Raw genomic sequence first — 23,914 nt, forward strand, 5'->3', positions numbered from 1 at the left:
GGAGACGCAGAGCTACACGTTCGATGCGATGGGCAATCGGTTAACAAAGCAGGATAATGTGAGTGGGGCGGAGAATTACGGTTACAATAACGCCAACATGTTGGTAAGCCGGAATGGGAGCGGTTACGTTAACGATTTAGATGGGAACACGCTCAGCGGTGGAGGGCGCAGCAATGTGTGGGACAGCCAGAACCGTTTGGTCTCCTGCAACTACACGGCGCCCAACGGGGTGGCCTACAGCAGCCAGTTCACCTATGGGGCGGACGGTTTAAGGCGTAGGAGCGTAGTAACGAGCAATGGGGTGACGAATGTAGTGGACACGGTGTATGATACGAGCATGCCTGTTGAAAGCGCTCTTGTGTCTTTGCCTAGAAGAGCAGATGGGGCGAATTGGTTATCTCGTTGATAGCCTAGGGTTAGGCTTTTTCTGGGATAGAGAGACGTTGATAAGGATAGAGACGGAATTGGTAAAAGTTTTTACACGCTTAACCCGAGAAGATGATGAGTTGCTAACCCCTTATCAGAAAAGTGTCTGCAACGTTTGCTTTAAGGCAAAAGGAGTTCTGAGTATTCTCAACGCCTTTCGGAGTTGTGAAACGGGTCAACAAAGGGAATATCGCGTTCGATCATCAATCTACAACTGGGGAAGTCCCTAACAGAGTGTCGCATACGGAGAACCTATCTAGCTCTCCTAGCAGAGGGCAAGACTTGTTAGGGAAGTGGGAATAGATACGACGAGGAGAAGCGAGCATGATTAGAAAATTTCAGGTACCAGGCAAGTTCGGTGACCTATTAAGTGATATTTCTCGAACGCAACTGAGAAAGGCTGTTGGGAATGCAATTGAGGAGTTCAAGAAAGCAGAGGGTTTGCGAGGGAATGATAATATCGCCATCTCTTGTAAAGGATTTGCGTTGTGTATCCACGTACAGCTGACATCATTGGATTTGTCAGCGATATGATTGCTTTTGCCACATTAGGAGATTAGGTTCCAATGGCGGAGTGGCAGGCAATGTTCGTTTTAAAGGGGAACTCCAAGCCCGTTATTCGGCTAGACGGACTGCCGGACTCCTCAGTTGTTGTAAAACACTCTATCGTAGGCACCGTGGTTACATTAACAATTGAGGCCTGGAGGCAAGAAAGTCAAGTTTTTAGCAACATACAGAGCTGGCCGCTAGACTACTACGAATATCTTTTATTCGCCAAACTTGCTGAACTATGTCGTTCTGTTGAAGGCTTATCTCGCCGCCTAGGGCGCTATACTTATCCACAAGGCGTTGCATTAAAGAAACAGGCTTATGTTATGGTATCTCCCCCGGTACGTCGTATTATCAGCAAGGAGATGCGCCTTTGGGAAGTGGAGACAAGGTGGTTTTTACAGGAGACTGCTTTTGTGGAAAAGCCTATCAATGAAGGGGCAGACCTGTCAACATATAAACTATTTAAGATGCACTCCTTGCGAGAGTGGGTCGAGGAATTTGGAGAGCAGATGATCGAAGCCTGTGAGAAGTTAGAGGGTTACTGTGAACCCCTCTTGCCGGCCATTGAGATTGACGATACCGATGAAACAGGCTCGGAGAGGAAGTAGAGTATGCGGATGCTCTATGGCTGGCGTATGTAGTATGCCAATGGTTTAAGGCGGTGAAGTGTGGTAACGAGCAATGGGGTAACGAATGTAGTAGACACGGTATATGATGCGGGCATGCCTGTAGAGGAGGTGGGGTATGCTCAAGGGACGAACACGCCTTATGTTTCTGCAGTGTACCTGCGAGGCCCTCGAAGGCCGGAGTATCGTCGAGATGTGGTGCACCAGAGCGTGAATTGGTATATGTACGGTGAGGGACAGGCGCCCTACCCCAGAAAATCTTGCGATATTCTGGGGACCCCTGTCGGTCTTGAAGAAGCAGGAATCGGGGTCTATCCCATTGGAGCACGGTTTGGACAACGGCATCGCTTAGGGTGTCTGTGGCGGCACTAGGGCAGGGTCTCGGTGACAGAAGTAGGGGTAGAGGCAAGTGGTGCAGCGGACTCTTCCACAGCATGCCCTGCCGTTTAGGGGTAGAGGTTATGCTTGAAGAGTTACGGGGAATAGGAGCTCAAACCATGAGAGGGAGTTATTTTTTTGTGGTATGGGCGGTGCTGCTCATACTCGCATTAGCCTATCTCTTTTCTCTCCATGCAATGGGATTGCATGGTTATCGCCTTGTTCTGGGTGGGTTATATGCACTGATAGCTTTAGCCCAAATTCTCCTTCTGGTTTGGGCGCGAAAACACTATGTTAAGGAGTTCTATAGGAAGCTTCATACCTCTCCGAACCCTGGGGAGCAGCTGGAACTTTGGACGGATCTCTTCGTCGCCAAAAGCGGACTAACTTCTCGATTGGATGCTGCGATCGCCAACGTTGCGGAAATTATTATGCGATGGAGAGCATTGGCAAGAGAACCCTATGAGCCATCACTCTTTGAGGCCATGCGAGAGCTTAAGCACTATCTAAAGGACGTGCCAACGTCACCAAGAGTATCGAACGATACTATGGAGAAGCTGTGTCTCATTTTGGTCTCAAATGAGTCTTGTTTTCGGAGACAGGATCGTGAGGAATTACAGGAATTGCGCTTCTTGATAATTGATTTCATTGAGCAACGCCGTTATTTAGAGGCATGCCCGGCTTTAACCGCTATAGCGCAACGCAAGGCGAAAACAGATAGCGAGAGGATGCTTCAAGCGAAAGCAAGGCACTGTTTAACGGTATTGACTCCCTATATACAAAAGAGTAAAGATTTGTTACGTCCCTCGAGTGAGACGACCTGTTTACTAAAAACACCTCTGAGAGCCGTTGAGGAAGAGAGGGATAGGATGTTTCTCGTGCGTCCATCGGAGGAAGTCAAAAGGAATTAGATTAACCGCCTTGATAGAAATAGAGAGGAGGTTGGAGGATGTCAGTAGAGATTTGGACATGGCCTGTCTCGAAAGGTTTGGCTTTCTCGCCCATCACAGGGCGAATAGAACCGGGTACCCCGCCTCGCTTGCTGAAAGTGGTGCAGGCCGATAGCTTACGAGGGGTTGATTTGAGCCATTCAGATTTATTTCATGCCGATTTTTCCTTTCACGATTTAACGGGAGCGAATTTGGCGCACCGCAAGTTGATGTGTGCCTGTTTGGAGGGGGCTATTTTGAAAGGAGCGAACCTTGAAGGTGCCAAGCTCGTTTTGGCAGACCTGAGCGATGCGATTTTAGAGGATGCCGATATGCAGCGGGTGTATGCCTTAGAGGCCACGATGCGTCGCGCTCGGTTCTGGGGGGCAGATTTGCGTGGGGCGATATTGGGTCGGGTTTTCCTATGTGGTGCGGATTTGCGCGGTGCACGATTAGAGGGCACGGTATTGAAAGGGAGCTATTACGATGAGGGAACGCAGTGGCCGGAGGGTTTTGACGTGGTAGAAGCGGGTTGCATGCACATAAGTACGTATCGTCGGGAGGATCGTCCTAGGCATGGTTGCAGCGAAGCGTAAGGGTGAGGAGGATTTAGAATTGGTACGCGAGGTGTTTCCTTTGGCTGTAGACGCTGTATCGCAGCTGCTATAGCTTATATACGGCATGTTTATCGAGCCGATGATATTTCGGAAGGAGACAAAGAACCAATTATCTAATAAATGGACAACCAGTAGTGTGCCACCGGCTTTAACGGGTTAACGATCATGATCCTTTTGGGAGCCTAGAGTGGAGGCTTCTGTGACAAGACTAAAAACTTCAGGGCAAGTGTAGATGATCTTATTGGGCTGGAAAGAGAAACTTATCTTCGCCACACTAGATACCGACGCCCCCTGAAACGTTGGAGACAGATGCGAAGGAACGACAATGCCTAACGTCGCTTTTTTTAAACGCCTCTTGCACGGCCAGAAGGCACGAGAAGATAGTAGGGGCCTACGTATCGATTTCCTAGTCTCGGCTTGCAAGCTCCGTGGCGACATGAAGTACATTAAATTGTCAATAAAGTTGCTAAAATATTCACCAATAGCATTTTTGCTTAGTCTTACTAAAGAAATTTTGTATAATAATTACCAACATTTATTATACAGCTACTTCTTGTGCTGGCAATGTTATGACCTAAGGCTTAATGTCGTCTTGCTGTGTTTAGGGTTGGTGCTTATTTCAGAATTAGTCTTTGCTTTTATATATATGGGTATAACAATAAAAAATTTTAAATTTTTTTATTATACCACTTCGTGCCAAGCGCCAAATGCAACAAGTTGCTAAAGCGTTCTATGGAGAGACTACTCTGGGCAGCGCAGATGAAACCGTCAAAAATCAGTTTCTTGCCCTTCTTCTCGAACTTCGACCTAAAACACCTTTGGATTTCCTCGTCAAAACAAGAAAAACTTTATATGAATGGTTGGATACTTTAGGGTCTGACAAATATACTGCTCTGGCTTTTCTTGAGGCGGTTAGCCTACATCTAGAGCAAAAAGAGATAGTCCATAGTGCTTCTATCCAGAACCGTCTGCGTTCTTGGGCTGCCGGCAGACGTGCGGGTAAGGATGGCGAGGTGCGTCAGCGCGCTGAAAGGCTGTTAACCATGCTCTTGCAGTCAGAGGATAGTACCCTGCTTCGAGCCTCTTCTGAGGAGCCAAGGGAGGTCTTATTAAGAGGGGTGTCTAGTGCCCAAACGCATTCGGAGTTGCTAAAGCCTTACGATAACACGGCTATTGCGGTATCTTCTTCCCCTGAACAGGGTTGTCTGAGGGAAGAGGACATGGGGAAGGAGGCAGGCCATGCAGAAAATAGGAGTGAACTAAGGCCGACAAAGTAAGGAGAGCTGTTATCGCCCAAAACCCCTTGTGGACACCGCCGAGTTGTCACTCTTCCGACAGAGAGGCTTATATAGAGGGGGCATATTTTCTTTTTGCGGGTTTCCTATGACCGCAATCGGCTAAGTCAGGGGAGCACATGAGTTGCCATCGGCAGGCGAGGGGTGGGGGCAGTCGAAAATGCTGTATCAGGACTTGTATACTGACGATAACTACTAGCAGTAGTTGATGGTATCCTAGAAAGGTATATGCGCGCGGAAACCATATCACCTCGAAGCAAAGCGAGAGGGACTTTTGTCCTTTGGCGTGCGGTAGTTTACATTCCAAGAAGCTATTCGGCAAAGATGGGCACGGTTTTGTATCTTCCTGATAGACCACCTTGAGGATGAAAGGGTACTCTGAACATGAAACGATCTATTGTTCAATGGGTTCTCTACCTTTTTAATGTTTGCCTTGCTCTGGCAGTGTTATGGCCAGGAGGAAACGTCTCCTTCCGTCAATGGCTCACCATGCCTCTGCACCATCCTTTCGGCTGGGTAGTTATCGGTTGGCCAATGACGGTTGCCTTCAGCTTCATCTTCTATTCCCGGCAGTTCAAGGATGTGTCTTTGTTGCGAAAGTACTGTATATTTATAGCATATGGGGGATTAGCTACACTGGCAATGAAAAACTGCGCAACAGCTTTTTGCACATCCCTCATCTGTAGAGTTTTTTTAGGGGTTGTTGTGAGGGTGATGTATGTTTATTGGAGCCTGACAGTGCTGTATGCGGTTGTCTTCAAAGACCCCTACGGTAAGGGGGAAGGGCAGCAGGTGGATGCCGACCACTCTGCAAAAGATAGAGGTACCTCGCCCTAGCTTTCCTTTCCATTCGCACGATGGGTATCGGCAGACAAGGCAGGATAACGTGAGTAGAGCATTGTGGTTACGACCTATTACCGTGTTGGCGTAGCTGGCAGGCAACTGCGGGAAGCCGCCGGGCTTGAGACTCGTGCAGAGTGTCGCACATGGGTTCATTCCACACATCGCCCCCTAGGCTGGAGGGGGAACTATCGGATGTCTTAGTTCTCCTTTGAACGGGGCTGAGCGGCCATGAAACCGGAAAGCTAGTCTTACGTTGGCGAAATAGGGTACAGAACCGGTCTTGCGCGAAATAGAGGACGTAGAACTCACCCGGCATTGACAGGAAGGATGGTTTCGTGCCACAATATCCCCCGAAAACGTGGGTTCCTTCGCTTGCCGCAGACAGCAGGTGTTCCTTATAGGGAACCTAAGTCTCTTTACGAGAGCCTGCCGAGGAGAAGCCAGGAGTGAATTTAGGAACGCTTTCGCGAGTTTCTCGCGTTAAGGCGCCCGGCACTTCTCTTGCGTACGCAAGTGGAAGGCCGGGCTTTTTGCGTCTGGCCAACTCTTTTGCAGCAGGCGGGAACAACGCAGCCCATAGAAAGGTTGCAAAGGAAACGTTATGCCGAATCCAGAGAAAGTACAAAAAGTAGAGGAGTTGCGCGCGCTTATCGAGCGAAGCACCGGCGCGATCCTCACGGAGTATCGGGGGCTGACGGTCGCCGAGATCACCGGTCTACGCAAAAAACTGCGCGATTCGGGCGGCGAATACCATGTGGTGAAGAACACCCTCTTCAAAATAGCGTTGGGTCCAGAGCAGAGCCAAAAGCTCGAGCAGTTGCTGCAGGGGCCAACGGCCATCGTCTTTGCCACAAAGGATTTGGTGGCCACCACAAAGGCGGCCTCCGACTTCTTTCGCGAACTCCGCCGCCCAGGAGTGCAAATTAAAGCCGGTTGGATAGACGGCAAGGTCTATTCTGCCGACCAGGTGGCCGAGATCGCGAAGTTGCCCCCCAAAGAGCAGATATTGGCACAGCTCATCGGCTCCTTGAACGCGCCCGCATCGAACTTTGTGGGCACGCTCAACAACATCATCGGTGAGTTTGTGCGAACCGTTCAGGCCATAGCCGATAAAAAGGCGGCGGCCTAGAAATAGAACAGCAGAGGAACTGCCCAAGAGAGGAGAAAAGAGAGATGGCTGTTACCAAAGAAGAGATTATCGAAGCGATTAAGAACATGTCGGTTTTGGAGCTGTCGGAGCTTTCCAAAGAGCTGCAGGAGATTTTCGGTGTCTCCGCTGCGGCCCCGGTGATGGGGGTCGCCGTGGCTCCGGCAGCCGCTGCGGCCGATGGAGGGGCTGCACCCGCCGAAGAGGCTCCTACCAGCTTTGATGTGATCCTAGCCGCCTACCCGGCAGATAAAAAGATCGCGGTTATCAAGGTGGTACGCGAGGTTACCAGCCTGGGGTTGAAAGAGGCCAAAGACCTCGTGGAGTCGGCCCCGGCCAAGATCAAAGAGGGCGTGAATCAGGACGAGGCGAAGGCGTTGCAGGCCAAGTTCGAGGCCGAAGGCGCCAAGATCGAGATCAAGCCCGCAGCCTAGGCGAGCGACTACACTGGAACTTCCACCCTTCTTGGCGGAGGGTGGAAGTTTTTTTGTTGAGGCATTGCTCTGCCTCCAGAATAAAGTATCCGAACAAGCTCGATTATTCTTCGTTGTCGTCCGGCCGATTTGAGTATAAGAGACTCTGGGATCGCCCATTTGAGAGAATAAAAAAACACAAAGAGTCTGTATAACACAGGGGCATGGCGAAGTCGCCGCAAATTATATTCTTGGTTTGACATACCAAAGGTTTGGTGTTATAATATGTATAGGTAGGAAGGAATACAGCAGGCCGGTGCTGAAATCTCCTTCCGAACCCTAGCTAAGGAGGCTGTTCCAATGAACCGATCGATCAGCACACCGGTGGCAATCATCTGCATCCTTGTCCTGCTCGCCATCGTGGCTGGACTGGGATACTACTGGATGAATCGACCTCAGCCGGTTAAAGGCGCCGCGGCCAAACTGATGGAGGCCTATCGCCAAGGGCATAACCCGCGCGCCATGGGGCCGGGAGGACAACCCCCTCAGGGTGTGCCCATCCAAACCGCTCCCGCTCCCGCCGGCAGCAGTGCCGCCGAGCGTATGATGAACATGTACCGAGCCATGCACGCCGGTTCCCCCAGTGGCCAGCCATCAACTGGTGGGGCTTCACCAACTGGTTCTAATCCCTAAAATCTACACCATGACAGAAGGAGACTGCTTATGAAAAAAACAGGTTTTACCCTCATAGAGCTGCTCGTAGTGATAGCCATTATCGCGATATTGGCAGCGATCCTCTTCCCCGTGTTCGCAAAGGCGCGACTCATGGCGCGTCGCACGGCCTGCCTTAGCAATTTAAAACAGCTCGGTCTGGCCGCCCTGATGTACGTGCAAGACTGGGACGAGGAGTTCCCAGATGGCGACAACTGGCATGCCCCGGATACCACAACCGACCCCAATGCGGCCTGCGGAAACGCCATGCAGATCTACCCCTACATCAAGAATAAGCAGATGTACATCTGCCCGAATGATGCCTCTTGGGCGACTAATGGAACCAAGTCCTGGCCCTACACCAGCTACGGCACTATGTTCGATTCGTGGTATGACCATGACTACTGGGACCTCCGCACCCTGCTAGACCAGACTTGGAATACCGGCCAAAACGCTTCTTTGGGCATCACCATCGCGCAGTGGAACGGTTGTGGCGCTTCCGTGCGCCGTGGTGTCTCGATGGCCGCCATCCAGGAACCGACCTCGAAGGCCATGATCTTCGATGAACTGGGCTACGATAGCCAGGTCTTCGATATCGCCGTGCCGCCGGGTGGGCAGCGCAACCTGGTGTTTGTGGATGGCCATGCGAAGTTCTCCCCGATGAAGGATTGGGCGCCATCGCAGTTCGCCGGCACGAATGCACCAACGCACTGATCTTAGGGACAGCCTCGCGACTGTTGGCAGCTTAGGAGAGAAGGGCACTTCCTTCTCTCCTCGCTGTCTTTCGTTACGTGGCATGAACGGCTGGCTTGCTTGAGACCATGAAACGGATGATGCACCACCCCGATCGGCAAATGCCATTGTCGCAAGCCCTAAAAACAAAACGCCTGAAAAGCCTCCTCTTCTCCCTGTGCCTCGTCGGGGGTGTTTTGGCAATAGGCTATCTTGTGTGGTTCTGGTTGCAGTGGCACCGCCCAGGAATGCGCTACTATGTGGCCGGGATGAAAGCCATGGCCTCTAATAAGCCCTTTGTGGCGGAACAGCTCTGGCTGCAAGGGGTGAAGCGCGACCCCCGCTTTTATGGATGCTATGAACAGTTAGGACTGCTGTATGGCGAGATTTTTCGCTACCCTCAAGCTACCTACTATTTGAAGAAGGCTGCCGATCTAAACCCCAATGATGGCGAATTGCAGCTGGAACTCGCCCGCGCCGCCCACCAGGAAGGCCGTATGGATATCACCGAGGCCGCTGCCAAAAGGGCCATGACATTGCTGCCCAACAACCCGGAGGCGGTGGGAGGCTATGGCATGATCGAGGCCGAACTGCATAATCGAGAAAAGGCTATTTGGGCGCTAAGACAGGCCTACCATCTGAAAAAAGACTCACGGTTCCTCATTGCGATGGTGGCAAACGAGATGGACGACCTCCAGCTCGATCAGGCCGAAAAAGACCTTACCCCCTACCTTCAACAGCATCCAAACGACCCGAATGCCTGCTATCTGATGGGCGTACTTTATGAACATAAGCCGCATACACCCTTTAATTTAAGAAAAGCCATGGCCTACGCGATCTTGGCGGGTAAAGGCATGCCCAACGATGTGCGCCCCTATACCCTGCTCGGCCGACTGCTTAGTGAGGCCGGGTTCCCGAAAAAGGCCCTTAAAGTCTATCTGGCCGGCAGCGCTATCGCGCCCAACGATAACGGCATCTTGAACGGGCTATTGGAATGCTATCGCCTGCTGGGAGATCGCCAACACGAGCGCGCTGTAGCCCAACAATATCAAAAAGTGCTGCAGTGGCGGAACGATGTGGATCAGCTGATCCATCAGATGCAGTTCAACCCTCACGATGTGGACTCTGGATTGCGCCTGGCCCACACGGAGGAGTTGCTTGGAGATTACGCCAAAGCGCTTGAATATTACGAGCTAATGGTGGAACAAGACCCTACGAACAAGCGCACCCGCGCGGCGCTGATAGACTACTGTAAGCGCCATCATCTGACTAAGCTGGCTAAAAGGCTGGCCGATCCCGACTATGTTCCTTTGGTAAACCCCGCAGAGCTATGATAACCCGCCGAGAACTTCTGATGATGCTGTTAGGTGGCGGCTTAGCTGCTTCTGGGTGTCGTCGCCACGATCCCACAATTCCCGTGTTTCCTATCTCGACCGTCTATAAACCGCAGCAGATCGCCAACGCTCCCATGCTTACTGCTCATCCCATGCGTTTTACCGATGTTACTGCAGCGGCCGGCCTGCACTGGGATTTCAGCAATGGGGCTACAGGTCACCATTACTTCATCGAGTCGACAGGCGGCGGCGTGGCCTTTCTGGACTACAATAACGACGGCCTACTAGATATTTTTGCCGTACAAGGAGGGCCTGTGCCGGGCGCTCCGGCTGCCAAAGTGGCCTTTCCCACGCGCAACGCGCTCTACCGTAATAATGGAGACGGCACCTTCAGCGATGTAACTGCCGGATCGGGCCTCGACGCCTATACCGGCTATGGGCAGGGGGTTTCGGTGGCCGATTACGATAACGACGGTTGGCCCGACATCTATATCACAGCCTACGGCGGCAATCGCCTGTTTCACAACAACGGTAACGGTACCTTTACCGATGTCACCGAGCGCGCCGGTTTGGGCGATACCGCCGGGTCGGAGCTGCCCTGGCCGCTATCGAGCGCTTGGGGCGACTACGATAACGACGGCTACCTCGATCTCTTTGTGTGTCACTACGCCCATTGGTCGCTGGCGTTGGATCGCCCCTGCCCCCTGCGCGGCGAACCCTCGTACTGTCGGCCACAGGTCTACAGCCCCAATTTCTGTCGGCTTTTTCACAATAACGGCGACGGCACCTTTACCGATGTCACCTCAAAGTCGGGCATTCAAAAAGCGTTGGGGAAGGCGATGAGCGCCCTTTGGTTCGACTACGACGAAGACGGCTGGCTCGATCTGTTTGTAACCAACGATACCATGCCTAACTTTTTGTTCCACAACAATCGCAACGGCACCTTCAGCGATAAGGCACTGCAGGCGGGCGTTGCCGTAGGGCCTGACGGACAGGCGCTTTCGGGCATGGGCATCGCCGCCGGCGACTTCTTCGACGATGGTCACGATAGCCTCGTCGTGGTCAACTTTTCGGGCGAGCCGAAGTCGGTCTATCACAATATGGGTGACGGGCTGTTTGAGGATAGTACCTACCGGTCGGGCATGATGGGTACCAACCTGCAGTTTCTTGGGTTTGGCCTAGAGAGCTTGGACTACGACCTCGACGGGCATCTCGATATCGTTGTGGGTAACGGCCATGTGCTCGACCATATTGAGATTTTAGGAGCAGGCGCAAGCTACGCTCAAAGCCAACAGCTTTTTCATAATGGAGGGCGCGGGCAGTTTTCGGAAGACCTTCGCTCGTTGGGCGATCTTGCCAAACCAAGGGTCACTCGTGGCCTTGCCGTGGGCGATTACGACAACGATGGCGACCCCGATGTGGTGATGGTGGCTCAGAACGGCCCTCTGCAACTCTTTCGCAACGACGGAGGAAACCAGAACAACTGGATCACTTTTCGCCTGGAAGGGGTGCACTGCAACAGGGACGCCATTGGCGCAAAGCTGGCTGTGCACACGCGCTATGGCGTCCAAACCCGCTGGGTGCACGGGGGCGGGAGCTATGTATCGCACAGCGACACGCGCCTCAACTTTGGGCTGGCCGATGCGACGGAGGTGGAGGGAGTGGAGATCCACTGGCCACGAGGGGGGCGTCAAACTTTTGGGCCTCTGAAGGCCAACGCTTTCTATTGGATTCGAGAGGGAGAGAGGCCGCGTTTAGACCCACGAGTCTATCGGCGATAGCGGATGGGCAAGGTTTCGAGATGCAAAAGGGGCGGCGGTACCGCCCCTTGCCGTTTTGAGGCCGTGTGGCTAAACGCGACGCCCACACCAAAGCACCGCATTGTAGATAATACGGCGCACGGTGGGATGGAAATAGGTGGGGAAGGTTTCGTGACCCGGCCGGAAATAGAACACACGGCCGGCTCCTTCGCCTTCGTTCTCCCCACCGCCGCGGCCGGAGGTGAACCCTTCTTTTTTGCCAACCCCAACCGTCCAACAGAGCCCTGAGGGAAAGTACTCGCCCCCTAGAGGAAAGTAGGACTGAAAGACCACGCAGAGTGGGGGCGGCACATCGAAGGGGGCGCCATACATCTCTTCCTGGGGCAACACAAAATCGTCTACACCTTGGGCGATGGGGTGTTTAGGGGCACAGACCCGAATCTCTTCGGTATCAGGTGGGTCGGCCTCACGCCAGCCGCCTTTTAGGTGGCCGGGGCAGGCGAGGACGGCTTGGAAGGGCTTCGAGTAGTGGGCCGAATGCAAGGCGATGAAGCCCATTCCCCGCTGATGCACGTGGTCGTAGATGCGCATCATGGTGTCGTCGGTGACCTCGCGATGACGGGCGTGGCCCCACCATATCAGCACATCGGTCTCTTGAAGAGCTTGTTCACTGCAGCCCTGCTCAGGGCCGTCGAGATTGGACGGAAACGCGAGGATGCTTCCTTCCCCAAGTTCGTTGAGCGCCTCCACAATGGCTCCGTTAATGCTGTTGGGGTACACCTTTTTAGGGGCATGAGGGGGATTTTCGTCCCAAACCATTACACGCAGTGGTGTCGAACTATTCATCTATCCATACTCCTCCAAGGGCGCCGCTCTCCTTTGGCGCTTTTCACAAATAAGAAGTATACACGAATCTTGACCATCTTTTGATAGTTTCCACGAAAAACGGAACCCCGGCGCAACACCAATTTGCAAGAATTGTGCCCTAAATAAGGATCAGGGGCGTGAGAAAGGCGTGTTGATGTATAATGGAGCTGTTCGATATGTCCTAGAAAACTAATATTATGTCGAAAACGCTTGATTTTTCGTCACTTTCATGTTATAATGTGTCTAAATCTCCCAGTGAAGGGAGCTTCAAAGGAGAGAACCATCATGGCCGAAAACGCGGATGCGCGGAGAATGCGCTTGTTGAAGGTTTTAGAGGAGAGCGAGGAACACCTTCATCTTGAAGACCTCGCAGCGCTCATGCGTTGCGACTCGCGCACGATCCGCCGAGATTTGGACTACCTACAGCAACTACTAAGTCGTGTTCGAGGGCTAGAGGTGCGGCGTGGGCGCGTTATGGTGGCGCGTTCCCCCTACAGCCCAGGCTACTTTACCGATCAGCTCGATCGCAATCTCGAAGCAAAACAGGCCATCGCCCGTGCCATTGTTCGCTCACTTCCCGACGAGATGGCCATTGCGCTCACCGCCGGCAGCACAACCTATGCTGTGGCCTGCGAGATTCGACGTGCCGTGGTGGAGGGGCGGCCACCGCATAATCTCATCGTTTTCACCAATAGCGTGCCCTCGTTGCTGGAACTGGTGGCGGCGGGAGTGGCCACAGGGGTGCTGGGCGAGATTTACGATCCAGACGACTGCGCCTTTCATGCCCCTGAGTTTCGCAGCACCTTCCAGCCCGGCATCGCCATTGTGGGCGCAAGCGGCGTGCTTTTCGGGCCGGCGGCGCCGTTGGGCGGGCTTGATCTCTTCTCGCATCGCGCCGAGGAGGCCGCGTTTCTCAAACAGTTGCTGCAAGGCGTGCCCGAAATTCTAATCGCCGCCGACAGCCATAAGCTGGGACGGCGACACCCCTGGAGCTTTGGAGGAACCGTGCTGCACGGCAAGATCGTGCGCCTCTTCACCGATGCCGTAACGCCGGAGCAGGCCGAAGAGCTACAGAAGCTGGCCCAACGTCTCGCAGAATGCGGCACCCAGTTCCAGTATATCGTGGCGCCGCCTGTGGAAGCGGAGCCTACAGAAACCCCGCTAGAGGTGGAATATAGTGCTCAGGAGCGCAGGGGCCGACGTAACGGTTCTAGGCGCAAAACGTTAGAAAAATTGAAAGGTAAGGAGTAGAAAATCCCATGTGTGGAATCACCGGCTACATCGGCGCCAGAGAGGCCGTTTCCACGGCGCTCAGCAATCTGAAACGCCTGGAATATCGCGGCTACGACTCGGCAGGCATCGCCTATCTCTCCTCACAGGGGCTTGAGGTGGTGCGGGCAGAGGGGCGCATTGTGAACCTCGAAAAGCTGCTGTCTCAGGTGCCGGCACAGGCATCGGTGGCCATCGCGCATACGCGCTGGGCCACCCACGGGCGACCTTGTGAGACCAATGCCCATCCCCATACCGACTGCAAAAGGCGACTTGCCGTTGTGCATAACGGGATCATCGAAAACTATATGGAGCTGCGACAGCAGTTGCTTGCACAGGGCCACACTTTCACCTCGGAGACCGATACCGAAACGCTTGCACACCTTATCGAGGCCAACTTACCGTCCGCTACAGCCTCTCAAAAAGAGGTAGCACGTGCCATCCGAACGGCACTGAGCCGCGTAAGAGGCTCCTACGCCATTGCGGTGATCTGCACCGACACGCCTCAAGCGCTCTATGTGGCCCGGCAAGATTCACCGCTCGTCATCGGCTTAGGTCATGAGGAGAAGCTCATCGCTTCCGATATGACGGCACTGCTGCGCCATACCCGCCATATGGTGCCGTTGGAAGACGGCGATTTTGCCGTGGTGACCCCCCAAGAGGTGATCATCACCGATAGGCGTGGCGTCGTACAAGAGCGCGCTGTTCTGCATGTGGACTGGGACGATCAGGCGGCGGAAAAGGGCGGCTATGCCCATTTCATGTTGAAGGAGATTCATGAAGGCCCGCGCACTGTGCAGGACACTTTAAGAGGACGACTTGCTAAAGAGGAGCGGATCGCCTTCCCAGGGCTTGCGCTTACGCCTCAAGACCTGCAGCGGTTTGAACGGATCGCGATTGTGGGGTGCGGTACGGCCTACCATGCCGGTGCGGTGGGGAAACGGTGGCTGGAACAGTGGCTTCGTCGCCCTGTGGAGGTCTCGGTGGCAAGTGAGTTTCGCTATTCCGATCCCCTCGTTGACCCCAACACGCTGGTGATCCTAATCTCTCAATCGGGCGAGACGGCCGATACGCTGGCCGCGATGCGCGAGGCGAAGGCGCGCGGTGCCACCACGCTGGCCATTGTAAACGTTATCGGCAGCACCTTGGCGCGTGAGGCGGATGCGGTAATACTCACCCAAGCAGGCCCGGAGATCGGCGTGGCCTCCACCAAAGCTTACCTCGCCCAGCTGGTGGTGTTGGCCCTACTGGGGCTGTTTTTAGCTCAGCTGGAGGCTCCGAATGGTCTACCATCCCACCTGCAAGCGCTCGTGGGCGCCTTGCCGAAGATGCCGCAGTTGCTGGAGCGCTGCTTGCAGCAGGAGGAGGCCATCAAAGCGTTGGCGCGTAAGCTCGTTAGCAGCAAATCCTTCTTCTATCTGGGGCGCGGATTGGACTACGCCACGGCGCTGGAGGCGGCGCTGAAGCTGAAGGAGATATCTTATCTTCACGCGGAAGCCTATCCGGCCGGTGAGATGAAACACGGGCCTTTGGCGCTGATCGAGCCGGGGGTGGCCGTCATCGGCATCTCGACTCAGAGCCTTACCCGTGAAAAGATGGAGAGCAATTTGAAGGAGGTGAAGGCAAGGCAGGGCACCGTGGTGGTGGTAGAACCGGAGGGCACCGTTTCGGATGGGGCCGACGAGCGCATCGTTCTGCCATCGGCACCGGACTGCCTGATGCCGATTCTTGCCATCGCTCCGTTGCAACTTTTGGCCTATTACATCGCCCGCGAGCGCGGCTGTGATATAGACCAGCCCCGCAACCTGGCCAAGAGCGTTACCGTTGAGTAGTGGTGACTAGGCTCGATGTTGAGGCGAGGGGGCACCTGCCCCCTCGCTTTGTTACAGATTGGTACAAGCCCAGAACAATCGCCTACGATGCAACTTTGGGCTGCACACTAAGATGCGGTACTATTTCATAAAAATGTGCGCGCGGAAACCATTTCATCTCGCACGAGGGGGAGGGCGTCGGCCTTGAGGAGCAGGGTGAGGAGCTGCAGAAACAGTCAGTCTCACGGCTCTAGAGTCAATCTGCAGAGCAAGCCTCTCATGTTCGCCCCCTATCCCATCCTTTCCCCCGATTCGGGGGAAAGGGGGCGGTTATGTTGAGTTTCCGAGAGGAAGGTTATCATAGGAAACTGCCAATAAATTTATTGGTCTCCCCTCTCCCCGATGGGGAGAGGGGTGGGGCTGGTGGGGGTACTCTTGAGGGAAAGGTGCGGTGCGCAGCACCCTCGGCCTTGTGTGCCTCCTATCCCATCCTTTATGTGCTGCGGGTGGCGGTTTTTAGGGTGTGGGCGAAGCGATAGACTTCGGAGAGCAGCGACGGCGCGTTGCGATGTGCGTAAATAAGGTCAACCAAAGCGCTGCCCACCACCACGCCGTCCGCGAAGCGGCAGATGGAGTGCACATGTTCGGGTTGCGAAACGCCAAAACCCACGCAAATAGGCAGATCCGTGTGGTGTCGGATGCGCGTCACCACCTCGGTTAGCTCCTGAGGAACATCCCGTCTAGCCCCTGTAACTCCGGTGCGGGAAACGCAGTAGACGAACCCGCTGCAAAGCTTTGTGGCGCTTTGAATGCGCGCCTCGGTGCTGGTGGGAGCTAGCAGAAAGATAGTGTCGAGCCGGTGCTCGTCGGAAAGGCGTTTCCACGGCTCTGCCTCCTCGGGTGTGAGGTCGGTGATAATATGCCCATCTGCTCCAGCCTGCTTTGCATCTGCCGCATAGCGCGCAAGGCCGTAGCGCAGGATGGGGTTGTAGTAGGTCATCACGATGAGAGGCAGATCGGGACATTTGGCACGAATTTGGTGAAGGATATCGAGCGATTTGGCCACGGTCATGCCGTTTTGAAGGGCGCGTTGCGAGGAGGCCTGGATGGAAGGGCCATCGGCAAGCGGGTCGCTAAAAGGGATGCCCAGCTCCACGATATCCACACCCGCCTCGGCAAGGGTTACCACGAGAGGCACGGTCTGTTCAGGAGTAGGGTCGCCTAGCGTAACAAAACCAACAAGCGCTTTCTCGTTGCGGGCCTGCAGTTCGGCAAAACGTTGGGCTATTCGGCTCATCGTAACTCTAAAACTCTCGCAATGGTGTTCATATCCTTATCTCCACGCCCCGAGCAGTTGATGACGACAATCGTCTCTTTGGTAAGCTGTTGGGTTCTCGCGAGGGTTTCAAGGTAGGCGAAGGCATGAGCCGTTTCGAGGGCAGCGATAATGCCTTCCTTTTGGGCGAGTTGTTGCACGGCGCGGATGGCTTCCTCATCCGTAACCGCGACATACTCGGCGCGTCCCGTCTCTTTCAGGTAGGAGTGTTCCGGCCCCACGCCCGGGTAGTCCAGGCCGGCCGAGATCGAATGCGAGGGGGCTACCTGCCCATCCTCGTTTTGAATGAGGTAGCTTGCCGAGCCTTGGAAAACGCCCGGGGTGCCGGCCGTGAGGGTGGCGCAATGGCGTCCCGTTTCAATGCCCTCGCCGGCGGCCTCCACCCCGATAAGCCGCACCTCGCCGTCGTTAAGGAAGGGATAGAACAGCCCTATCGAGTTGGAGCCACCTCCCACGCAGGCCAGCAGAATGTCGGGCAGGCGTCCCTCTTTTTCCAGAATCTGGCTGCGCGTCTCCCATCCTATAACAGACTGAAAATCGCGTACCAACATCGGGTAGGGATGGGGGCCTACCACCGAGCCGATAATGTAGTGCGTCGTGCGTACGTTAGTAACCCAATCTCGAATGGCCTCGTTGGTGGCATCCTTCAACGTGCCGGTGCCGCTGGAGACCGGCGTTACTTTGGCGCCCAGCAGTCGCATGCGAAAGACGTTCAATTCCTGGCGCCTCACATCCTCTTCGCCCATGTAGACCTCACACTCAAGGCCGAAGCGGGCGCAGACCGTGGCCGTGGCCACCCCGTGCTGGCCGGCTCCCGTCTCTGCGATAATGCGGGGCTTGCGCATGCGGCGTGCCAAAAGAATTTGACCTAACGTGTTGTTGATTTTATGGGCGCCGGTGTGGCAAAGGTCTTCGCGCTTTAAGTAGATGCGGGCCCCGTAGTGCTCCGAAAGCCGTTCGGCAAAATAGAGCGGTGTGGGGCGTCCCACAAAGTCACGCAAATAGGTGTCTAGCTCTTTTTGAAAGCTGGGGTCGGCTTTCGCCTTTTGATACTCGGCTACAAGTTCATCAAGCGCGGGGATAAGAGTCTCCGGCACAAACCGCCCTCCAAAAGGGCCAAAATGCCCCTGCTCATCGGGCAGCGAGGCAAGAGGCGGGCGCACATTCGGCATGGACATCAAAGATTCTCCTCAAGTACAGTGCTTAATTATACCACCGAGCTAATGGCGTAGAAACCTTTTGCCGATAGGTATAAAGAGAGTAGAGACTCTCAAAAGGAGCATTAGGTTATGACGCGCACCACCCACAAGCGAGGGGGCGCTTTTCTTCTGGAGGCCACCCTTCCAGAAGAGGTGTTCGTTCCCGAAATGTTTACCGCAGAAGACCGTCTCATCGGCAAGACGGCAGAACAGTTCCTTCACGATCGGGTGCTTCCCCATACCGAGGCCATCGAACGCGGCGACCACGCTTTGGTAAGGCAGCTCATGCTACAGGCCGGAGAGCTGGGCCTGCTCGCGGGCGATGTGCCTGAGGTCTACGGCGGTCTCGGCCTCTCTCACATGGTGGAAGCTCTTATTGCGGAGAAGCTTAACTTTCAGCAGTCCTTTGCGTTGACCCACGAGGTGCAAACCGTTTTAGGGGCGCTACCTCTTCTTTACTTCGGCAATCATGAACAGAAAAGTCGCTACTTACCCAAGATAGCCAGCGGAGAATGGATCGCCGGTTTTGCTCTCAGCGAGGCGCGCTCTGGCTCCGACGTGTTAGGAATGCAAACACGGGCCACTCCTTCTTCGGATGGACTCCACTTCATTCTCAACGGCGAGAAGATGTGGATCACCAATGCCGGAATCGCCGATCTGTTCACCGTGTTCGCCCGCACCGGCGAGAAGGAGTTCACCGCGTTTCTTGTAGAGCGAAATAGCGAGGGGCTTTCCTTAGGGCGCGAAGAGCACAAGTTAGGCATGCACGGCACCTCCACACGCCGCGTTGTTTTCGAGGAAGTAAGGGTGCCGAAAGAGAACGCTTTTGCCGATGGCATGGGGCACCATGCCGCCTTCTGCGCCCTCAACATGGGGCGCTTTCGCCTTGAGGCGGGGGCGGTGGGCGGTTTGAAACAGATTTTGGCGCTGTGTGCAAGCTATGCCAAACAGCGCAAGACCTTCGGTCGCCCTATCGGCGATTACGGGCTAATTCGCCATAAGTTGGCCGAGATGGCTGCCCACATCTTCGCCCTGGAGAGCATGGTCTATCGCCTAGCCGGCGATCTGGAGGAGGCTTTCAGCGGCATTGTGCCCGATTCGGAGGAGGCTCCCCAGCGTTATCGTGCGGCGGCAGAAGAGTTTGCCTTAGAGTGTTGTGCGGTGAAGGTGATCGGGTCGGAGGTTTACAGCTATCTCAGCGATGAGGCCATTCAACTGCATGGTGGCTATGGCTACACGGAGGAGCTGCCGTTTGCACGCGCTTGGCGCGACCAGCGTCTGCTGCGAATTGGGGAAGGCGCCAACGAACTGCTACGAATCGCCATCGTAACGCAGTTGATGCGCCGAGGGCAGATGGGGGTTCTGCCGCTATGGCAGGCGATGGCAGAAGTGGAGAGTGCGAACCGACCTTTTGTGGCCCCGGCCGAAGGCCAAGACGTGCTGACGACGGTTGCGGATGCGGCCGATGGAGCAAAGCGGAGCGCGCTGCTGCTTCTGCGCGAGCTTACGCAAAGAGAGGAGCCTTGGCGCGAAGCGCAAGAGATCGTCGCCGCCATTGCCGATGTGATCGGTGCGGCCTATGGCTTGGAGAGCCTTTACTTGCGGTGTTTGCGCTGCCTTAAGCTAGCAGACCGATCGGTAGAGCCGCTGCTTCTATCCGCACAGGTCGCGGCCATCGCCTATACGGAAACGGCCTATCGGGCGGCAAACTATGCGGTGGCCAGTTTGGGGCTTTCGGGAGCGCCAAATCGGTCTCTTGAAAAGGCTATGGAGGCGCTTCGTTTAGGTGTATGGAACCCTATGAAACTGCGTCGTCAGCTGGCGGAAGCGGTTTTGGAGGCGGATGGCTATCCGAACGTATAGCGCTTGGCGTGCCCCGAGCTAAGGTGGAAATAGAGCTTGAGAAGGGGGTATACTGCAAGTAGCACCGACCTATCAGAGTTGGTGAGGAGCGAAACGAAGAGGATTGAAACGCGGTGCGAAAAACAGAAAAGAGCCATCCGGCTCCCTCCGATCAACAGTGGGTACATCTCAACGGGAAGTTGGTGCCCAAAGCAGAGGCCCATCTTTCCATTTACGACCACGGCTTTCTTTATGGTGACGGGGCTTTTGAGGGGATTCGTGTCTACGACGGCAACATCTTTCGTCTCGAACCCCACCTCACAAGGCTCTTTCGCTCGGTGCGGGCGCTTGGCATCGAGCTTTGTGTGGAGAAACCGGTTCTCCAGCAGCAGATAGCCGAGTTGGTGCGGAAGAACGGGCACTACTCCGGCTACATCCGCCTTTCTGTGTCGCGCGGGGTGGGGCTAGGCCTCGATCCTGCCCATATCGGGAAAACCCCCACCCTGGTTATCTCCACCGAACAGCTGCGGCTCTATCCTCAAGAGATGTATGAGAACGGTTTGCATGTGATAACCGCCTCGACGCGGGTGCCGCCCTCCGTCTGTATTGACCCGCAGATCAAATCGTTGGGACGCTATGTTAACAACATCATGGCCAAAATGGAGGCCAACCGCATGGGCGCCGGAGAGGCCCTCATGCTGAACATGCAGGGTTATGTGGCCGAAGCCACCGGAGATAATATCTTTCTGGTGTCCGGTGGAATGCTGCTGACACCCCCCACAACCGATGGCGCCCTGCCGGGAATCACGCGCCAAGCGGTGATGGATTTAGCCCGTGATATGGGCATCGCTTGTCGTGAAACCAGCCTGACTCTCTACGACGTCTATAACGCCGACGAGGCTTTTCTTACCGGAACGGCGGCCGAGGTGATCCCGATGGTCTCGTGCGACCAGCGCAAAATAGGCGAGGGCAAGCCCGGCCGCATTACCCAGCGAATCATCGCGGCATTCCGCGAGCTTACGAAGGTGGATGGACTAAAGGTTTAAGCCCGGCTCTCCGCCGCTTGGCACGGCAGAGCGGGCCTTGAACGGTTAACATGTCGGTGTAAGCTTAAGAGGGCAGCAGAAAGCAGAATGAGTTAAAGGCTGACCAGGAGACACGATTATGTGGCAGAGATTTACCGAGCGTGCTCGGCACGTCGTCTTCTTCGCACAGGAAGAGGCCATCAGGTTTGGGGCGAACCACGTCTGTACAGAACATCTTCTGTTGGGTTTGTTGAGGGATGGCGATAGCGTGGCCTGTCGGGCTTTGGAGCGTATGGGCTTCTCTTTGGAGGGCATCCGCCAAGAGCTGGAGCCACAGATACCGCATGGGGATGGACAACTCACGCAAGATATGCAGTTAACGCCCCGGGCCAAGCGGGTAATAGATTTGGCCTACGATGAGAAGCGCCACTTAAACAACAACTACATCGGCACGGAGCATCTGTTGCTGGGGCTTATTCGTGAAGGAGAAGGGCTTGCCGGGCGCGTTCTTGCCAAACTCGGGGTAGATTTGGAGCGCACACGGCGCGAGGTTCAGGCACTACAGGATGGGGGCACCGCTACCTAAACCGTCTCTACACAGGTGGAGCTATCTACCCCTTCGTCCGTCCTCGCCATCCAGGTAACGCCTGAGGTGAGCCGCGCCCTGTTGTTGGCGCAGGAAGCCGCCACGAAAGCGCAGCGGCCCCGCATGCAGCTAGAGGATGTGTTGTTGGGGCTTCTGCAGCTTGAAGAGGGCAAAGTCTCCAAGGTGTTTGAGCACTTCGGCATGGATAGCGCGAAGGTTCAAGCCCTTCTGCAGCGCCTGCAGAACGATGAACCCCAGCAAGATGCGCCTGCAACTTAGCAAGGGGCCATGAGGGAGTAGTGCAGGTACGGCAACGCTTGACCGAACAGGGCCGTCTTGCGGTCTGCCTGGCACAAGAGGAGGCCGGGAAGAGAGGGTATGTTTATTGCACCCGAATATCTGCTGCGCGGCAGCTTGCAACCGGCGGATTGGGGCAGGGCTGCCGGCGCTTTGGCCGACGCGGGGTTAACCACCATGGGCGCCCAGAAGATGCTGGCGCGACTGGCAAAGAACTCCTACGTAAAAACGGGGTGGAGCGTTTTCATGCTTTTCCCTGTTCGTAAGGATAGGAGGTATTTTAAGATTCAAGGGAACTTTTTGGGGGGAATAGACGCCCTTAAAAAGTAGAGTACAAATATCGTCTTGAAGACGGTACTTGGGTTCTCCTCTGAAACACGGTATTTAATCCGGTAGGAGAATCCGAAAATAAAACGAAAAGGAAAAGAACTGTAGCGTTGTTTCTGAGAAACCGTTTTAAATACATGGCGTTACAGAGAGAGGAATAGACTATGTGGCAGCGATTTACAGAGCGTGCTCGGCGCGTCGTCTTCTTCGCACAGGAAGAGGCCGGGAGGTTGGGAGAGAACTACGTCTCCACAGAGCATCTTCTGCTTGGTCTGGTGCGAGAGAGCGATAGTGTTGCTGCCCGTATCCTGGAGCGTATGGGGGTCTCCTTAGGGAGAATCCGCAGTGAGATAGAGCGGCAGGTGTCGCATGGGGATGGACGCCCCACACAAGACATGCAGTTAACGCCCCGGGCCAAGCGGGTCATAGATTTGGCCTACGATGAGGCCCGCCAGTTGAACAACAACTACATCGGCACGGAGCATCTGTTGCTGGGGCTTATTCGTGAAGGCGAAGGGCTTGCCGGGCGCGTTCTTGCCAAACTGGGGGTGGATTTGGAGCGCACACGGCGCGAGGTTCAGGCGCTGCAGGATACGGATGCGCCATCGAATTCGCGACCGACGACTCGGTCTCGTACGCCCACTTTGGATGAGTTCGGGCGGGATTATACCGAGCTTGCGCGCAACGATAAACTTGACCCGGTGGTAGGACGCCACACGGAGATCGAGCGCGTTATTCAGATTCTCAGTCGAAGAACCAAAAATAACCCGGTGCTGCTCGGCGAACCGGGAGTAGGAAAGACGGCCATAGCCGAAGGGTTGGCGCAGCGCATTGTTTCGGGGGATATTCCGGAAACCCTTAAAGACAAGCGCATTGTCTCCCTCGATCTGGCCAGCTTGGTTGCCGGCACAAAGTACCGCGGTGAGTTCGAGGAGCGGATGAAGAGGGTGCTAGAAGAGGTTCGCAAAGCCCAAGGGGAGGTGATCCTCTTCATAGATGAGTTGCACACGTTGGTGGGCGCCGGGGCTGCGGAGGGCGCCATAGACGCCTCCAACATTATGAAGCCGGCTCTTGCGCGCGGAGAGCTGCAGTGCATCGGTGCAACCACCCTCGACGAGTTCCGCAAATACATCGAACGGGATGCCGCTCTGCAGAGGCGCTTCCAGCCGGTGAAGGTGAGCGAGCCGACACCGGATGAGACCGTTGAGATTCTCAAGGGCCTGCGGGAGCGCTATGAGGCGCACCATCGGGTGAAGATCACCGATGATGCCCTGGTGGCCGCCGCCCACCTTGCCGACCGCTACATCACCGACCGCTTCTTGCCGGATAAGGCGATTGACCTCATTGATGAAGCTGCCAGTCGCGTGCGACTGCAATATGCGCTTCCACCGGCGGAGCTGCGGCAAGCGAAGGCACGGCTCGCCGAGATAGAGAAAGAGCTGAGTGCCACGCAGGAACGAGGGCGCTTTAGCCCCGGCGAAGACGTCGCCGAAGACCTCGTTGCGCTTAAGGCGGAGTTGCAAGAGCGCATCGAGAAGCTGGAGATGGAGTGGCGAGACCAGCGCGAGAGCATGCCGCGCATCGTCACCCAG

Annotated in this window: 23 protein-coding genes and 1 pseudogene; 21 read left to right on the forward strand and 3 right to left on the reverse strand. The window is 55.2% G+C overall.

The genetic code is table 11. The features are described 5' to 3' along the window. The 13 genes and pseudogenes from VKV29_RS07460 to VKV29_RS07520 all read left to right on the forward strand — a co-directional run. Positions 1 to 406: pseudogene (locus VKV29_RS07460) on the forward strand (hypothetical protein); the annotation flags it as partial. A 586-nt stretch (positions 407 to 992) separates the two neighbouring features. Continuing rightward, entirely contained in the window at positions 993 to 1,586 is a 594-nt protein-coding gene (locus VKV29_RS07465) for a hypothetical protein (protein ID WP_324200681.1), read from the forward strand. 60 nt (positions 1,587 to 1,646) lie between these two features. Then, a complete protein-coding gene (locus tag VKV29_RS07470; protein WP_324200682.1) occupies positions 1,647 to 1,976 on the forward strand; it encodes a hypothetical protein in 330 nt (109 codons plus the stop codon). Positions 1,977 to 2,065: 89 nt separating this feature from the next. Beyond that, entirely contained in the window at positions 2,066 to 2,893 is an 828-nt protein-coding gene (locus tag VKV29_RS07475) for a hypothetical protein (protein ID WP_324200683.1), read from the forward strand. Positions 2,894 to 2,931: 38 nt separating this feature from the next. Next, positions 2,932 to 3,507: a pentapeptide repeat-containing protein gene (locus tag VKV29_RS07480; protein WP_324200684.1), complete on the forward strand. Its 576-nt coding sequence runs from the start codon at positions 2,932 to 2,934 to the stop codon at positions 3,505 to 3,507. 728 nt (positions 3,508 to 4,235) lie between these two features. Beyond that, positions 4,236 to 4,805: a hypothetical protein gene (locus tag VKV29_RS07485; protein ID WP_324200685.1), complete on the forward strand. Its 570-nt coding sequence runs from the start codon at positions 4,236 to 4,238 to the stop codon at positions 4,803 to 4,805. A 402-nt stretch (positions 4,806 to 5,207) separates the two neighbouring features. Beyond that, a complete protein-coding gene (locus tag VKV29_RS07490) occupies positions 5,208 to 5,660 on the forward strand; it encodes a hypothetical protein (RefSeq protein WP_324200686.1) in 453 nt (150 codons plus the stop codon). A 607-nt stretch (positions 5,661 to 6,267) separates the two neighbouring features. After that, positions 6,268 to 6,795 (forward strand): 50S ribosomal protein L10, encoded by a 528-nt coding sequence (gene rplJ / locus VKV29_RS07495; RefSeq protein ID WP_324200687.1) that lies wholly within the window; start codon positions 6,268 to 6,270, stop codon positions 6,793 to 6,795. Between the two features lie 44 nt (positions 6,796 to 6,839). Beyond that, positions 6,840 to 7,247 (forward strand): 50S ribosomal protein L7/L12, encoded by a 408-nt coding sequence (rplL, locus tag VKV29_RS07500; RefSeq protein ID WP_324200688.1) that lies wholly within the window; start codon positions 6,840 to 6,842, stop codon positions 7,245 to 7,247. A gap of 339 nt (positions 7,248 to 7,586) precedes the next feature. Continuing rightward, positions 7,587 to 7,919, forward strand: coding sequence for a hypothetical protein (locus VKV29_RS07505; protein ID WP_324200689.1), 333 nt, complete (start codon positions 7,587 to 7,589; stop codon positions 7,917 to 7,919). A 30-nt stretch (positions 7,920 to 7,949) separates the two neighbouring features. Beyond that, positions 7,950 to 8,651 (forward strand): DUF1559 domain-containing protein, encoded by a 702-nt coding sequence (locus tag VKV29_RS07510; protein ID WP_324200690.1) that lies wholly within the window; start codon positions 7,950 to 7,952, stop codon positions 8,649 to 8,651. A gap of 107 nt (positions 8,652 to 8,758) precedes the next feature. After that, positions 8,759 to 10,003 (forward strand): hypothetical protein, encoded by a 1,245-nt coding sequence (locus tag VKV29_RS07515; protein WP_324200691.1) that lies wholly within the window; start codon positions 8,759 to 8,761, stop codon positions 10,001 to 10,003. Next, on the forward strand, positions 10,000 to 11,784 hold the full coding sequence (locus VKV29_RS07520) for a CRTAC1 family protein (protein ID WP_324200692.1): 1,785 nt from the start codon (positions 10,000 to 10,002) through the stop codon (positions 11,782 to 11,784). The genes VKV29_RS07515 and VKV29_RS07520 overlap by 4 nt, the downstream gene beginning before the upstream one ends. Positions 11,785 to 11,853: 69 nt before the next feature. Here the strand turns inward: VKV29_RS07520 and VKV29_RS07525 are convergent, their stop codons facing one another. Continuing rightward, the gene (locus VKV29_RS07525) at positions 11,854 to 12,609 is read right to left on the reverse strand and encodes a ThuA domain-containing protein (protein WP_324200693.1); all 756 of its coding nucleotides are present in this window, start codon (positions 12,607 to 12,609) and stop codon (positions 11,854 to 11,856) included. Between the two features lie 306 nt (positions 12,610 to 12,915). Between VKV29_RS07525 and VKV29_RS07530 the strand changes: the two genes are divergently transcribed. Then, entirely contained in the window at positions 12,916 to 13,881 is a 966-nt protein-coding gene (locus VKV29_RS07530) for an HTH domain-containing protein (protein WP_324200694.1), read from the forward strand. An 8-nt stretch (positions 13,882 to 13,889) separates the two neighbouring features. After that, complete coding sequence (gene glmS, locus VKV29_RS07535) at positions 13,890 to 15,731, forward strand: glutamine--fructose-6-phosphate transaminase (isomerizing) (protein WP_324200695.1); 1,842 nt, start codon at positions 13,890 to 13,892, stop codon at positions 15,729 to 15,731. 472 nt (positions 15,732 to 16,203) lie between these two features. Here the strand turns inward: glmS and trpA are convergent, their stop codons facing one another. Together trpA and trpB are read right to left on the reverse strand one after the other, a co-directional pair. Next, positions 16,204 to 17,007, reverse strand: coding sequence for a tryptophan synthase subunit alpha (gene trpA, locus VKV29_RS07540; protein WP_324200696.1), 804 nt, complete (start codon positions 17,005 to 17,007; stop codon positions 16,204 to 16,206). Continuing rightward, entirely contained in the window at positions 17,004 to 18,224 is a 1,221-nt protein-coding gene (gene trpB, locus VKV29_RS07545; RefSeq protein WP_324200697.1) for a tryptophan synthase subunit beta, read from the reverse strand. Before trpB ends, trpA begins: the two co-directional genes overlap by 4 nt. Positions 18,225 to 18,335: 111 nt before the next feature. On the opposite strand from trpB, the gene VKV29_RS07550 reads away from it, so the two are divergent. From VKV29_RS07550 to VKV29_RS07575, 6 genes are all read left to right on the forward strand, one after another. Beyond that, a complete protein-coding gene (locus VKV29_RS07550; RefSeq protein ID WP_324200698.1) occupies positions 18,336 to 20,108 on the forward strand; it encodes an acyl-CoA dehydrogenase family protein in 1,773 nt (590 codons plus the stop codon). Between the two features lie 113 nt (positions 20,109 to 20,221). Continuing rightward, entirely contained in the window at positions 20,222 to 21,133 is a 912-nt protein-coding gene (gene ilvE / locus VKV29_RS07555) for a branched-chain-amino-acid transaminase (protein ID WP_324200699.1), read from the forward strand. Between the two features lie 118 nt (positions 21,134 to 21,251). Further along, the gene (locus tag VKV29_RS07560; protein ID WP_324200700.1) at positions 21,252 to 21,698 is read left to right on the forward strand and encodes a Clp protease N-terminal domain-containing protein; all 447 of its coding nucleotides are present in this window, start codon (positions 21,252 to 21,254) and stop codon (positions 21,696 to 21,698) included. A gap of 15 nt (positions 21,699 to 21,713) precedes the next feature. After that, a complete protein-coding gene (locus VKV29_RS07565) occupies positions 21,714 to 21,977 on the forward strand; it encodes a hypothetical protein (protein WP_324200701.1) in 264 nt (87 codons plus the stop codon). 99 nt (positions 21,978 to 22,076) lie between these two features. Continuing rightward, positions 22,077 to 22,325 carry a hypothetical protein gene (locus tag VKV29_RS07570; RefSeq protein ID WP_324200702.1) on the forward strand — a complete coding sequence of 83 codons (249 nt, stop codon included), beginning with the start codon at positions 22,077 to 22,079 and terminating at the stop codon, positions 22,323 to 22,325. 161 nt (positions 22,326 to 22,486) lie between these two features. Continuing rightward, positions 22,487 to 23,914, forward strand: a 1,428-nt coding sequence (locus VKV29_RS07575) for a Clp protease N-terminal domain-containing protein (protein WP_324200703.1), incomplete at its 3' end; no start/stop codon positions are given.

Origin of the sequence: Chthonomonas sp. (genome assembly GCF_035294165.1) — a bacterium.
GTDB lineage: Bacteria > Armatimonadota > Chthonomonadetes > Chthonomonadales > Chthonomonadaceae > Chthonomonas.